The organism is Microbacterium sp. Leaf320 (genome assembly GCF_001423485.1).
GTDB lineage: Bacteria > Actinomycetota > Actinomycetes > Actinomycetales > Microbacteriaceae > Microbacterium.
Window position 1 is genome coordinate 55627 of record NZ_LMOD01000006.1, and the last position, 13469, is coordinate 69095.

Annotated in this window: 11 protein-coding genes; 2 read left to right on the plus strand and 9 right to left on the minus strand. The window is 69.1% G+C overall.

Features of this window, described 5'->3' with window-relative positions:
• Positions 1–181: 181 nt before the first annotated feature.
• The 9 genes from ASF63_RS18260 to ASF63_RS18300 form a co-directional block, all read right to left on the minus strand.
• On the minus strand, positions 182–1045 hold the full coding sequence (locus ASF63_RS18260) for a sugar phosphate isomerase/epimerase family protein (protein WP_056517557.1): 864 nt from the start codon (positions 1043–1045) through the stop codon (positions 182–184).
• Positions 1042–2256: a dihydrodipicolinate synthase family protein gene (locus tag ASF63_RS18265; RefSeq protein ID WP_056517560.1), complete on the minus strand. Its 1215-nt coding sequence runs from the start codon at positions 2254–2256 to the stop codon at positions 1042–1044. The genes ASF63_RS18260 and ASF63_RS18265 overlap by 4 nt, the downstream gene beginning before the upstream one ends.
• 2 nt (positions 2257–2258) lie before the next feature.
• Positions 2259–3422, minus strand: a complete 1164-nt coding sequence (locus ASF63_RS18270) for a Gfo/Idh/MocA family protein (RefSeq protein WP_056517563.1) — start codon at positions 3420–3422, stop codon at positions 2259–2261.
• Between the two features lie 170 nt (positions 3423–3592).
• Positions 3593–4567, minus strand: coding sequence for a hydroxyacid dehydrogenase (locus ASF63_RS18275; protein WP_200934047.1), 975 nt, complete (start codon positions 4565–4567; stop codon positions 3593–3595).
• Positions 4564–5250, minus strand: a complete 687-nt coding sequence (locus ASF63_RS18280; protein ID WP_056517566.1) for a DUF624 domain-containing protein — start codon at positions 5248–5250, stop codon at positions 4564–4566. Before ASF63_RS18280 ends, ASF63_RS18275 begins: the two co-directional genes overlap by 4 nt.
• 3 nt (positions 5251–5253) lie before the next feature.
• Positions 5254–6159 carry a carbohydrate ABC transporter permease gene (locus ASF63_RS18285; RefSeq protein ID WP_200934048.1) on the minus strand — a complete coding sequence of 302 codons (906 nt, stop codon included), beginning with the start codon at positions 6157–6159 and terminating at the stop codon, positions 5254–5256.
• Positions 6156–7094: a carbohydrate ABC transporter permease gene (locus tag ASF63_RS18290; protein ID WP_056313394.1), complete on the minus strand. Its 939-nt coding sequence runs from the start codon at positions 7092–7094 to the stop codon at positions 6156–6158. The genes ASF63_RS18285 and ASF63_RS18290 overlap by 4 nt, the downstream gene beginning before the upstream one ends.
• 69 nt (positions 7095–7163) lie before the next feature.
• A complete protein-coding gene (locus ASF63_RS18295) occupies positions 7164–8444 on the minus strand; it encodes an ABC transporter substrate-binding protein (RefSeq protein WP_056517569.1) in 1281 nt (426 codons plus the stop codon).
• Between the two features lie 41 nt (positions 8445–8485).
• Positions 8486–10435 carry a DUF2264 domain-containing protein gene (locus ASF63_RS18300; protein WP_235560860.1) on the minus strand — a complete coding sequence of 650 codons (1950 nt, stop codon included), beginning with the start codon at positions 10433–10435 and terminating at the stop codon, positions 8486–8488.
• Between the two features lie 145 nt (positions 10436–10580).
• Between ASF63_RS18300 and ASF63_RS18305 the strand changes: the two genes are divergently transcribed.
• Together ASF63_RS18305 and ASF63_RS18310 are read left to right on the plus strand one after the other, a co-directional pair.
• Positions 10581–12383, plus strand: coding sequence for a heparinase II/III domain-containing protein (locus ASF63_RS18305; RefSeq protein ID WP_235560861.1), 1803 nt, complete (start codon positions 10581–10583; stop codon positions 12381–12383).
• A complete protein-coding gene (locus tag ASF63_RS18310; protein ID WP_056517572.1) occupies positions 12380–13468 on the plus strand; it encodes a substrate-binding domain-containing protein in 1089 nt (362 codons plus the stop codon). Before ASF63_RS18305 ends, ASF63_RS18310 begins: the two co-directional genes overlap by 4 nt.
• Position 13469 lies beyond the last annotated feature (1 nt).

Below are 13469 nucleotides of genomic sequence, written 5' to 3' on the forward strand. Positions count from 1 at the left end.
CATCCTCTCAAGGGGGGCGGCTCGGCGTCTCGGGGGTTGCGTCCGGCGGCGCGCGTCGTGTCGGCTCGCCGTGCCCTCTGCAGGACCGCGGCCCGGATGCAGGACCGGAAACCGTGCCCCCGCCCGGCATCCGTGCCCGAGTCCTGCAAATCGCACGCCCGGGACGATCGACTCCCGGGCGTCAGCGCAGGTGCGGCGAGACCGCGGCCCCGAAGGTCTCGGCCGTGCGACGCACGACGTTCTCGGGAGCATCCGCCCAGATGTCGGCGTTGAAGATCTCGACCTCGATGTCGCGGTCGTAGCCCGTGTCGATCACGGCGCGGGTGAGCGAGCCGAAGTCGATCACGCCGTCGCCCGTGTAGTGCCGCGACAGCAGCACGTCGGCGGCGAGCGGGGTCTTCCAGTCGCACACCTGATAGGTCGCGATGCGGCCCTCTCGGCCGGCGCGGGCGATCTGGTCGAGCACCTGCGGGTCCCACCAGATGTGGAAGGTGTCCACGGCCGCGCCCACCACATCGGCATCGAAGTCGGCGGCGATGTCGAGCGCCTGGCCGAGGGTCGAGACGACGGCGCGGTCGGAGGCGTACATCGGATGCAGCGGCTCGATCGCGAGCGTCACGCCCGCCGCCTTCGCATCGGTCGCGAGCACGCCGATCGCGTCGCGCACCCGCTCACGCGCGCCGATCAGATCGCGCGACCCGGCGGGGATGCCGCCGGCGACGAGCACGAGCACGGCGGTCGATCCCTCGGCGCCCGCAGCGGCGAGCGTCGCGGTCTCCTCGATCGCGCGGCGGTTGTCGTCGAGTGCGGCGACGCGCTCCGGCCCCTCGGGGAGGGTGAAGAAGCCGCCACGGCAGTGCGTCGTGAACCGCAGACCCGAGTCCGTGAGCATGCGTGCCGCGACGTCGAGGCCGACCTCGTTCACCGGCTCGCGCCACAGACCGATCGCCTGGACACCGGCATCCGCCGTGACCCGCAGCGCGGTCGCGAGATCGGCGTGCTTGATGGTGGCCTGGTTGATCGACAGGCGGGGATCGACGGTCATGCGGTCACGCCTCCTGCATCGATGCCGTTCAGGCGCAGCATCCCGTGCCAGCGCTCGCGTGCGAGCTCGGGGTTCTCGAGTGCGAGCGAGGCGTTCGCCAGCTCGACGATGCGGCTGAGGTACACGAGGCTCCGCGCCGAGTGCAGCCCGCCGACCATCTGGAACGCGGGCTGATGCCCGTTGAGCCACGCGAGGAAGGCGACGCCCGTCTTGTAGTAGAACGTCGGAGCCGCGAACACCTGACGGCTGAGCTCTTCGGTCGGGCCGAGGATCTCGAGATAGCGCGCAGGATCTCCGGCATCCAGCGCCTGGATCGCCGCGGAGGCCACCGGGGTGATCGCCGCGAACGCGCCCAGGAGCGCGTCGGAGTGGGTGCGTTTCGTCTCGGTGCTTCGCTCCTCGCTCAACGACCGGGTGGTGTCGCCGCCGATCAGGCCGACGTAGTTGAAGTCGTCTCCGGTGAACATGCGCACGCCCTCGGGCAGCTGCTCGCGCACCGAGATCTCGGACTCGGCGTTCAGCAGGCTCATCTTCACGCCCGCGACCTTGTCGGGGTTCTCGGCGATGACATCGAGCAGCACAGCGGATGCCGTCTGCCAGTCATCCGCTCCGAAGTAGCCGGCGAGCTCGGGATCGAAGGCGGTGCCGAGCCAGTGCAGCACGACCGGCACCGTGGCCGATGCGAGCACCTCGCGGTAGACGCGACGGTAGTCGTCGGCGTTCTCGGCGACGCGTGCCAGGTGACGCGAGGCCATGAGCACGGGACCCGCCCCCTGCTCTTCGGTGAAGTGCAGCTGCTCTTTGTAGGCGTCGATCACCTGGTCGAGCGAGATGTGCGACTCGGCGACGTGGTCGGTGTTGACGCCCACCACGACCGAGCCGCCCTCCTCACGGGCGACCTCGGCGCTGCGGGCGATGAGCTCACGCGTCGCCGCGGCATCGAGGCCCATGTTGCGCTGCGCGGTGTCCATCGCGTCGGCGACACCGAGACCCCACGAATAGACGTTGCGACGGAAGGCGAGCGTCGAGTCCCAGTCGATGTCGGCGGGCTGCCCCGGAGTGTTGTCGGCGTGCACCTTGGGCACGACGTGGGCTGCGGCGTAGGCGACGCGGCTGTGCAGCGGCGAGGACGGACGGGAGTATCCGCCGCCCTCGCGCAGCTCGGCATCCGTCACCGCACCCGCGGCGTCGAGAAGTCGGAGAGTGGTCATGCTCAGCCCAGCGTCAGCGGCTCGAGCGCGACCTTGCGGCCTTCGGCGCTGGAGGTCAGACCCGCCTCGGCGAACTGGACGCCGCGGGCCCCCGAGAGCAGGTCGAAGGGGTACTTCGTGCCCTCGACGAACGAGATCAGGTACTCCTCCCACTGCTGACGGAAGCCGTTGATGAAGACGTCGTTCGTGGGCACGTTCTGCCAGTCGGTGTCGTAGTCGTGGCTGTCTTCGAGGTCGGGGTTCCACACGGGCTTCGGCGTCGCGTTGCGCGGCTGGATCTTGGCGCCGAAGAGTCCGACCACGGCCGACCCGTGAGTGCCGTCGACCTGGAACTCGACGAGCTCGTCGCGGTTCACGCGCACGGTCCAGCTGGAGTTGATCTCGGCGACGATGCCGCCCTCGATCTCGAAGATGCCGTACGCGGCATCCTCGGCAGTGGCGGTGTAGTGCTCGCCGTTCTCGTCCCAGCGGTCGGCGATGTGCACGGCGGCCTGCGCGTAGACGCTCTTGACCTCGCCGAACAGGTTCTCGAGCACGTAGTTCCAGTGCGGGAACATGTCGACGATGATGCCGCCGCCGTCTTCGGTGCGGTAGTTCCAGCTCGGGCGCTGAGCGGGCTGCCAGTCGCCCTCGAAGACCCAGTATCCGAACTCGCCGCGCACCGAGAGGATGCGGCCGAAGAAGCCCGAGTCGATCAGGCGCTTGAGCTTCTGCAGGCCCGGCAGGTAGAGCTTGTCGTGCACGACGCCGGTCTTGACGCCGGCCTCATCGGCGAGGCGCGCGAGCTCGAGGGCCTCTTCCAGCGACTCGGCGGTGGGCTTCTCGGTGTAGATCGCCTTGCCTGCCGCGATCGCCTTGCGAAGGGCCGAGGCACGGGCCTTGGTCACGAGGAAGTCGGCGTAGATCTCCCACTTCGGGTCGGCGAGCGCCGCGTCGAGATCGGTCGTGTAGTCCTCGATGCCGTGCTTCGCGGCGAGTTCAGCGAGCTTGGCCTCGTTGCGGCCGACCAGCAGGGGCTTCACCGTGATGCGGGATCCGTCGGGCAGCTCGACGCCGCCCGCGTCGCGGATCGCGAGGATCGAGCGCACGAGGTGCTGGCGGTAGCCCATGCGCCCGGAGACGCCGTTCATGATGATCCCGATCTCTCGGGTTGTCGCCTGTGACATTGCTGGTCCGTTCTCTTCTCTCAGATCCCGCACGCTCTGCGGGGAAACTTGTGGGTCACGTGTACCGGTAAGCGCTTTCCGACAGCATGCCATGCCGCGGCCCGGTGCGCAAGCGGATGCGGAAAACGCTCTCCGGATCTACCAGGTCCGACTCACCCCGACACCCGCCCTCATGCACTCAACTCCATGTCGAGGCGGGTGATCACCTGCGACGGCACACCGCCGTGCAGCAGCGCCTCGACGTCGTCGAGGGCCGAATCGGCGAGGCGCCGCGCCTCGTTGCCCATGGACCCGGCGATATGAGGGGTCAGAGCGACGTTCGACAGCGTCCGCAGCGGCGAATCGGTCGGCAGCGGGTCGGGTTCGGTGACGTCGAGCACGGCATCCAGTCGCCCCGATTCGCATTCGGCGAGCAGCGCCTCATGGTCGAGGATCCACCCGCGCGCCGTGTTGATCACGGTGGCGCCGTCGTGGAGCGCCGCGAGTTCGGCCGCACCGATCATGTGCCTCGTCTCAGGCAGCGCCGGCGCGTGCAGCGAGAGCACGTCGACCTGACCGAGCATGTCGTCGAGGGGCAGCAGCTCGGCTCCGGCGTCGGCCACCGCCTGCGCGGAGACGAACGGGTCGGCGACGATGATCCGGATGTCGTCGAGCTGCCCCAGCATCCGCACCACCCTGCGCCCGATCCGCGAGAATCCGACGATGCCGACCGTGCGACCGACGCTGCCGTATCGGGTCGAGCCGACCAGGTCGCGCCATTCGAGCACGGTCGAGGGCGAGCGCATGTGCACGAAGGCGCGTTTGAAGGCGAGGATGATCGTCGCGAACGTGTACTCGGCCACCGGTACGGCATTGGCGTCGGCGGCCGAGGTCACGGTGATCCCCCGCTCCCACAGCTCGTCGGACACCAGCTGCTGCACGCTGCCCGCGGCATGCACCACGGCGCGCAGCCGCGGCATCCGGTCGAGAAGCTCGGCGTCGAGGCGCGGGGCTCCCCACGAGGTGAGCAGGATCTCGGTGTCTGACAGGTCACCCCCGTCGATCGCCAGCTGCGGCGACGGAGCCAGGGTGCGCAGGCGCTGCAGACGCGCCTCATCGAAGAGCAGAGCGAACACCTCGGGACTCATCGCGGTACGGACGGTCACGCGCGCGCTCCTTCGATCTCGCGCGCCTCGTCGACATCGAGCACGGGCCGCAGTGTGTAGCGGCTGTTCGCCCACGCCACGTAGAGGGCGGGCGCGCAGGTCAGGCCGATCGCGATCGCGGGCATCGTGGTGAACAGTCCGACCTGCACTCCGAGCACGGTGAGCGACAGCGCCGTGAGGTACCAGCGCCGCACGCACAGATACAGCGCCGCCTTGACGATGTCGCGCATCCGCGCGCCCGGCTCTTCGGCCAGCGCGACGAGAGCCACCAGGGCGGTCGCCACGGCGACCACGGTGAGCAGGGCGAGCACCGGGACGATCATGACCGAGGCGGGCGACGCGCTGACCGCGCGCACGTCGACGAGCAGCACCACGACGGATGCCGTCGCCGCCGCGCCGATCAGCAGGCCCTTGCGTGCCGTGGCCTTCCAGCCCCGCAGGAACGAGCGCACCACCTGGGGCTCGCCGCGGCCGAACTCGCGGAACGCCGTGAACGCGCCCGTCAGCGCCGGAGCGACCAGCGGAGCCGCGAGCGCCAGCAGCGGCCACGACAGCGCGGGATCGGTCGTGATCAGCAGCACGACGAGAGGTGACGCCGCGACGAGCACGAGGAAGTTCACCATCAGGCCCAGGTAGACGACCCCGAGGATCGTGGCCCAGGCATCATGCGATATGCGCTTCATCGGTCAGCCCTTCAGCCCGCTGGTGGCGATGCCCTCGACGAAGTACTTCTGCCCGAGCAGGAAGATGATCGCGATGGGCACGACCGAGATCGTGAGTCCGGCGAACAGCAGCGCGTAGTTCGTGTCGAAGAGGTTCGAGACGAAGCTCTTGAGTCCGAGCTGGATCGTCCACAGGTCGGGGTTCCGCAGATAGATCAGCGGCCCGAGGTAGTCGTTCCAGGTGTTCACGAACGTGAGCAGGGTGAGGCTCGCGATGGCCGGCACCGACAGCGGCAGCATGATGCGTCGCCAGATGCCGTACTCGCTGAGCCCGTCGAGACGCGCGGCCTCGCTGAGCTCTTCGGGGATCGTCTCGTAGTACTGCTTCATGAGGAACACCCCGAACGCACCGAACGCCTGGAGCAGGATGATCGCCCACAGCGTGTTCGACACCTTCAGATTCGACAGCAGGATGAACTGCGGGATCATGTACGACTGCCACGGCACAGCGATCGTGCCGATGTAGACGAGGAACAGGATGTCGCGGCCGGCGAACTTCATGCGCGCGAAGCCGTAGGCGGCGAACGATCCGGTCAGCACCTGCAGGAACGTCACGCTGACGGCCAGGAACAGGGTGTTGCGGATCCAGACGAGCATGTTCGACTTCGTCCAGATGTCGATGTAGTTCTGCCACACGAACGTCTCGGGAACCCAGACGACGGGCACCGAGAACACCTCGTTGGCGTTCTTCAGCGAGCTCATGACCATCCAGAAGAACGGTGCGAGCAAGCCGACCGCCGCGATGATCAGGGCGATGTAGCCGAGGGTGCGACCGACCGTGAGCCTGGTGCGCACGCGGCCGGCGGGGGCGGGGGTGTTGAGCTTGCGCAGCGTTCCCCCCGTGACGAGGACCTGGGTCTCGGTCATCATGCGCTCCGCTTCTTGTTCCAGAGGAACTGGCCGATGGTCACGAGGATGCAGAGGAAGAACAGCGCCACGGCGGCGGCGGATGCGTAGCCGAACTGCGACTCCTCGAATCCCTTCTTGTAGATGAACTGCGACAGCACCAGGGTCGACTGGCCGGGGCCGCCGTCGGTCATGACGAGGATCAGGTCGAAGATCTTGAAGGAGTTGATGGTGAGCATCACGGTGACGAAGAACATGGTGGGCCGCAGCGACGGGATCGTGACGTTCGTGAAGCGCTGCCACACGTTCGCGCCGTCGACGCGCGCGGCTTCGTGCAGCTCACGCGGCACCGTCTGCAGGCCCGCCAGGAAGAGGATCATGTAGTAGCCCATGTCGCGCCAGGTGCTGACGATCACGACGGCGGGCATCGCCCACTCCGACGACGTGAGCCAGCCTGGAGGCTCGGAGATGCCGATCGCCCGGAGCACCTCGTTGATGGGGCCGTAGTCGGGGCTGAAGAGCAGGTTCCACACCACGGCGATCGCGACGATCGAGGTGATGTAGGGGAAGAACGCGGCCGTGCGGAAGAACGCGACGCCGCGGAGTTTGTTGTTGAGCAGCAGTGCGAGCCCGAGCGAGACGACGATCGTCAGCGGGATGTGCATCACCGAGTAGTAGATGGTGTTCCAGAACGCGATGTGGAAGCTGCCGTCGCCCATCAGGCGCTGGAAGTTCGCGAACCCCACCCAGTCGGCCTTGCCGAAGACGTTCCAGTTCGTGAACGCCATGTAGAAGAGGATCAGCACCGGGAGCAGGGTCAGGAACCCGAACCCGATGAAGTTCGGCAGGATGAAGCTCCAGCCGATCAGGGCATTGCGGCGACGCAGTGCCGAGCGTCTGCGGGGCAGCTTCGTCTGCGGCGGGGCCGCGTCGCGGCTCGGGGCCTCGGTGGTGGTCATGTCTCTCGTCTCCTGGATGCTGCGCGAGGGCGATGTCGGGGGCCGACCGGCGGCCGGCCCCCGAGTGGATCAGCCGACCTCGTTCTTCACGCGGTCCTCGGCGGTCTTGATGGCGTCGTCCACTGACACAGAGCCCGACATGACTGCGGTGTGCAGGTCGGCGAGGATCCCCTGGATCGTCGCCGTCTTGCTCGACGTGGGGTTCTCGGGAAGAACCTCGTGCGTCGACCAGGCGAACTTGGACAGATCATCCGTCGGCGCACCCTCGACCGCGAAGTAGGACTCGACGACGGCGTCGTTCGTGAGCGCCGGAGTGATCCCGATCTCGGCGAGCGCCTGCGCGCCCTCCTCGGATGCGGCGAACTCGAGGAACTGCTTGGCGGCGTCGGCCTTGGCGGAGTCGATGTTCGCGTTGATGCCGAAGCCCGTCGGGTCGCCGAACGTCACCGGGGTGTTGTCGGTGCCCGTGGTCTTCTCGTCGAGCTGCGGTGCGGGAGCGATGCCCCACTCGAAGTCGTTCGCCTCGCCCGACGCCTGCTGCGCGATGAGGGTGGCGGTGTACCACGTGCCCATCAGCATCATCGCGGCCTTCTGCGTGCCGAACTCGCCCTGGTAGGTGAGCTGGTTCGCGGTCGAAGTGTTGAAGTCGACCTGGTCGCCGGCATCCTGCAGCGCGAGCGTGTTGTCGTAGTAGTCCTTCATGTTGCTGAAGTCGCCGTCGAGCACGCTGGTGTCGGTCTGCGCGTTCGCGAAGCCCTGCACGGTCGACTGCCAGCGGTGCAGGTACGTGCCCTTGGAGGCGTCGGTGGTGAGCGCCTCCGCGGCATCCGCGTAGTCCTCCCACGTCCACGATCCGTCCGGCTCGGCGACGCCGGCCGCTGCGAACAGGGCCTTGTTGTAGAAGAGCACCCAGGAGTCCTGGCGGTACGGCACGGCGTAGGCGGCGCCGTCGACCTCGTAGGAGTCCGCACCGCTGATGCCGTCGGGCAGAGCCACGTCCGAGACGTCGAGCAGCTGGCCGCCCTCCTGGAAGGTCGTGACGTACTTGACCTCCTTCTGCGTGATGATGTCGGGGCCGGACCCTGCGGCGAGGTCGGCGGTGACGAGGGTGTTGTACTCGGCCGCGTCGTATTCCTTGAGCTCGATCTTCACGTTCGGGTGGTCCTTGGTGAAGGCGTCGGCGAGCGTCTGGAACTCGGGGGTGGTGTCGATGCTCCAGCCCGACAGGGTGAGCGTGACGGGGGCGTCGGGGTCGGTGCTCTCTCCGGCGTCGCTACTGCCGGAGCAGCCTGCGAGGGCGAGGGCCGCGACGGCGGCGATGCTGCCGGCGGCGAGGATCTTGCGGTTCATGGGGATACTGCTCCTTTGCAATTGCGGGTCGGGATGACGGCTCAGGCGAGCCGGTGTTCGGTGGTGGTGGAATCGGGCCACACCACGGCGACGTCGTCGCCGTCGATGCGGACGGTGGGGGCGGATGCCGCGGCGCGGTCGGACAGGTGCACCGCGGTCGCGATCCACTCACCCGTCGAGACCGGGGACGTGACGACCGGGACGGATGCGGCTGCGCCGAGCGGGCTCGCGTCGCGCCGGTTCTCGATCGAGGGCACTCCCCCGGGCGTGAGCGCGACGATGGTGCTGTGTCGACCGCGGGCGCTCGCAGCGGCCACGGTCTCCGAGACGGTGTCGTCGACGGCATCGGCGGCGAGCGCCCAGCCGCCGATGCGCAGGGCGGTGGGGGCGGCATCCGCCTCGATCCGGTCGATGCGCACGACTCGCACCTCCCATGCACCGCGCACGATCGACCAGGTGGTCACGGTTCCGGCGACCTCGACGTCGCCCGTGATGCCGGAGCCGTGTCGGGTCTGGGTCGCGGCCGGTGCGATCCAGTGCGCGGTCGCCTCGGATCCGGCGATCGCCGCATCCCCGTCGCGACGGATGCTCTGCACGCGCATGCCGGCACGATGAGTCGCCCGACCGTCGGCGTGCAGCAGTGCGACCGACTGCTCGAGGGGCTCTGCCCAGGCGTCGCCGTTCAGCAGGGGGCTCGCAGCCGTCGAGTAGCCGAGGCGGGCGTAGAGCGGCGAGTCCCCCACGAGGTCACCGGGTCGCGCATGGTCGGCTCCGTGGTTGATCACCCGGACGATGCCGTCATCGGTCGTCGCGGAGATGATCCACGCCGGGGCTTCGACGACCCGGAGGACGTCTGCGCTCTCGACGGGCAGCGGCTCGGCGGGTGCCGACCACACCGGGTGGTCGGCCGGGAGGGCGATGCCGAGCAGGCCCTTCGACGCCCAGTACGGGGATCCCGTGCCGGAGTAGTTCTGCGCGAGCCGGCGCCACTCGTCGTGCCATCCGAGGTCAAGGAGCCCCTGATCGTTGGGGGCGCCGTTCTCGGCGAAGTGGCGGACGATGGCGGATGCCGCGCGGCGCAGCTGCGCGGCGGGAACCGACGGGACCTCGGCGATGACACCGGCCCAGTACGGGGCGGCCGCGGCGAAGCGGTAGACGAGGCTGCGGCCCTGGATCAGCGGAGCGCCGTCGGCGCCGACGAGGGCGATCGCGTCCTGCAGGAACGTGTCGAGGCGGGCGAGATCGTCCGCGGTCCGACCGCCCTCGAGCTCGGCGGCGCCCTGCATCTGCGACCACAGCACCGGGTAGAGGTGCAGCGCCCAGCCGACGTAGTGGTCGTACGAGCGGTCGTCGCCGTCGGAGATCCACCCGCCCTCGCGGATGAACGAGTCGTGCTGCGCGAGGTCCTGATCGATGTCGGCCTGCGACCACGGGCCACCCACCGAGCGCAGGAAGGTCTGCACGACGACGCGGAACCACAGCCAGTTGTTCTTCGGGTAGCTGTCGTCGCCCACGACGGGCGCGAGGTAGTCGATCATGCGGTGCTGAGTGGTCTCGTCGAGGCGATCCCAGATCCAGGGGCGGGTCATGTCGAGGATCAGGGCGATCGACGCCGCCTCGACCTTGGCCTGTGCATGCTCGTCGAGCCGCACCCACCGGTCGGGGCTCGCAGGATCGACCCCGGCCACGATGCCGCGCGAGTAGAAGTCGATGAGGTCGTCGACCCCTTCGCCGCGTGCACCCGCGATGCGGAAGCCCGCGAGCAGGAAGGTGCGCACGAATCCCTCGAGGCCGTCGACGTCGATTCCGTATCCGCCCGAGGCGCCGGGCAGTGTGATGCGGGCGTTGTTCTCGGAGGCCCACGGACGCACGGCCGCGAGCAGTCGGTCGGCGTACGCGACCAGGTCGTCGCGAGACCACTCCGCGTTCAGAGACCACTGAGCCTCGCGGGGGCTCGTCGCCGTCGGGGCGACGGTGCTCTCGTACGTCACAGGGTTCTCCTTTGAAGACTGCTTCGAGGTGGACCGCGACGGATGCCGTCTCTTTGCGATCGTTGGGAGATTATCACCGCATTTCGATCAAGACAAGACTCAAATAATGCTAGATCGATCATTTTCGATCAGTTATGCTGAGTGCGTGAACACGCTCCCCGCGCCGACCGCCGATGATCGCGCCGCCTGGTCGCACATCGATGCGGCCGATCTGCGCGCCCGCGCCGACGCCGACCTCGGTACTCCCTGGCCGCAGCCCCTCGCCAGTCAGGCGGCCCGCGTGCACCGCGACGGCGATCGCGTCGCCTGGGAGAATCCGGCCTTCGCCCGCCAGCATCGGCTCAGTCGCGCCGTCATCACCGCGGCTGTGACTCTCGACGAGCAGTGGATCGACGAGGTCGTCGACGGGGTGCAGCTGCTGTGCGAGCAGAGCTCGTGGTGCTGGCCCGCCCACGACGACACGTTCGACAGGCACGGCAGCGTGCTCGCGACCGTCACCGACCCGTTCCTCGACCTCGGCGCCGGCGAGGTCGTCGCCCAGCTCGCGTGGATCGACCACGTGCTCGGCGCGCAGCTCGACTCGCGCGCCCCCGGCATCCGCTCCCGCATCCGGCATGAGGCGCAGGTGCGCGTCTTCCGTCCCTTCGTCGAGCGCCGCGACTGGCACTGGCTGGGGCTCGACGGCGACGTGCACAACTGGAATCCGTGGATCCACTCGGCAGTCCTCACCGCGGCCGTGCAGCTGCACGAGCGCCCCGACCCCATCATCGACCTGGCCGTCGAGGGGCTCGATCGCTACCTCGTCTCGCTGCCCGACGACGGCGCGATCGACGAGGGCTATTCGTACTGGTGGAACGGCGCCTGCCGCGCGCTCGAGGCGCTCGATCTGCTCGAGTACGCCACGAACCGGTCGCGCCCCGACCTCGCCGGACTGCGCGAGACCGTCGCGTTCCCGCACCGCTGCCACCTCGGCGGCGACTGGTACGCCAACCTCGCAGACGGGCAGGCTCGCCCGCCTGCAGATCTCCCCTGGCACGCCCTGCACCGCGCCGCCCTGCGGATCGGCGATGCGGATGCCGCGGCCCACGCCGCCTCGCACCGCGACGCAGTTCCGTCGGAGTTCGCCGGACTCGGGCGTCTCGTCCAGGAGCTGACCGATGCCGACTGGCTCGCCGCCGCCCCGGCAGCCCCTCCCCTTCCGCGCGACGTGTGGCTGCCCTCGACCCAGATGCTGCTCGCCCGCGAACGTGCGGGATCGGCCGCAGGTCTCGGCCTCGTGGTCAAGGGCGGGCACAACGCCGAGCACCACAACCACAACGACGTCGGGTCGTTCATCGTGACGTCCGACGGGGTTCCCGTGATCGTCGACGCGGGGCGTCCGACGTACACGAAGGCCACGTTCGGGCCCGACCGGTACTCGATCTGGACCATGCAGAGCGCGTGGCACAACACCCCCACGATCGCCGGCGTCGACCAGTCACCGGGTCGGGAGTTCGCCGCCACCGCGGTCGAGGCCTCGGTGACGGATGCCGTCTCGTCGCTGACTCTCGACCTCAGCGCCGCCTACGCGCTCGACGGGCTCGCGTGGCGGCGCACCGCCGCCCTCGACCGTGCGGAGAGGGTCGTGCAGGTCTCGGACGCGTGGAACGGCCGCCTCTCAGACGGCCCGACCACCCTCAACCTCGTCGTCGCCGGCACCGTATCCGCCCTCGATGACGGCATTCGGGTCGCGCCGCTCGACGGAGCGACGCCCGTCGTGATCCGCTGGCCCGCCGGCATCCGCTCCGCGCACACGGTGCGCGTGCTCGACGACCCGATGCTGAGCGATGTGTGGGGCGAGCGACTCACCCGCATCGAACTGGACGTGAGCGCGCACGATCGTGCGTGGATCACGGTAGAAAGAGACGACGCCACCCCGGGGACGGGTGACAGCGAGGACGACCGATGACCGATCAGCAGCACGCTCCGCTGGCGCCCGCGCGTCACGCGCACATCCTCGCCGCCCTCGAACGCGACGGGATCGTGCGGGTCTCGCGCCTGACCGAAGAGCTCGGAGTCGCGCCCGTGACGCTGCGTCGCGACCTTCAGCAGCTCGAGGAGGAAGGGCGTCTCGAGCGCGTGCACGGTGGGGCGGTGCCAGCCGAGGCTGCGCGCGTCGACGAGCCGGTGCCCGCGCAGGTCGGCGGCGCGATCGGTGTGCTGGTGCCGTCGCTCGCGTACTACTGGCCCGGTGTCGTGCGGGGCATGGAGGCCGAGGCACGCAAGCGCGGACTTCGACTGGTGCTGCGCGGAGCCTCGTACGAGCTGCAGGACGAACGCCCGGTGCTCGAGCGCCTCATCGCCGCCGACGACATCCGCGGACTGATCGTCGCGCCCAACCCCGATGTGACCCACGCGCAGGACGTGGTGCAGTGGCTCGACGCCTCCGGCATCCCGGCGGTGTTCGTCGAGCGCGACGCCGTGGTGCTCCCCGACCGCGCGCCCGTCGAGAACGTCACGACCGACCACGCCCTGGGAGCGGTGCTCGCCGCACGCCACCTCGCCAGCCTCGGCCACCGCCGCATCGGCCTCATCCTGTCGCGGGAGTCTCCCACCGGCCGCAAGATCGTCACCGGATGGGCGACGGCCTGCGAGGAGCTCGGACTCGCGCCGGCCGACCACTTCGAGAGCCTCTTCCCCGACCGCAACGGGCCGGGCTTCGCGACCGCCGTCAACGCGGCCATCGACAAGGCGCTCGACGCCGGGGTGACGGGGCTGCTCATCCACTCCGACCCCGAGGCCATGGCGTTCATCGACATCGCACTCAACCGCGGGCTCTCGGTGCCCGAAGACCTCTCGGTCGTCGCCTACGACGACGAGGTCGCTCAGCTTTTCACCCCCGCACTCAGCGCGGTCAGCCCTCCGCGTGCCGCCGTCGGCGCCGCAGCGATCGACCTTCTCGCCAAGCGCATCGCCGACCCGTCACGTCCGGTGCATCGGGTGTCGCTGAGCCCGACGATGCACGCCAGGGAATCGTCGGCGCCTCCGGCCTGAC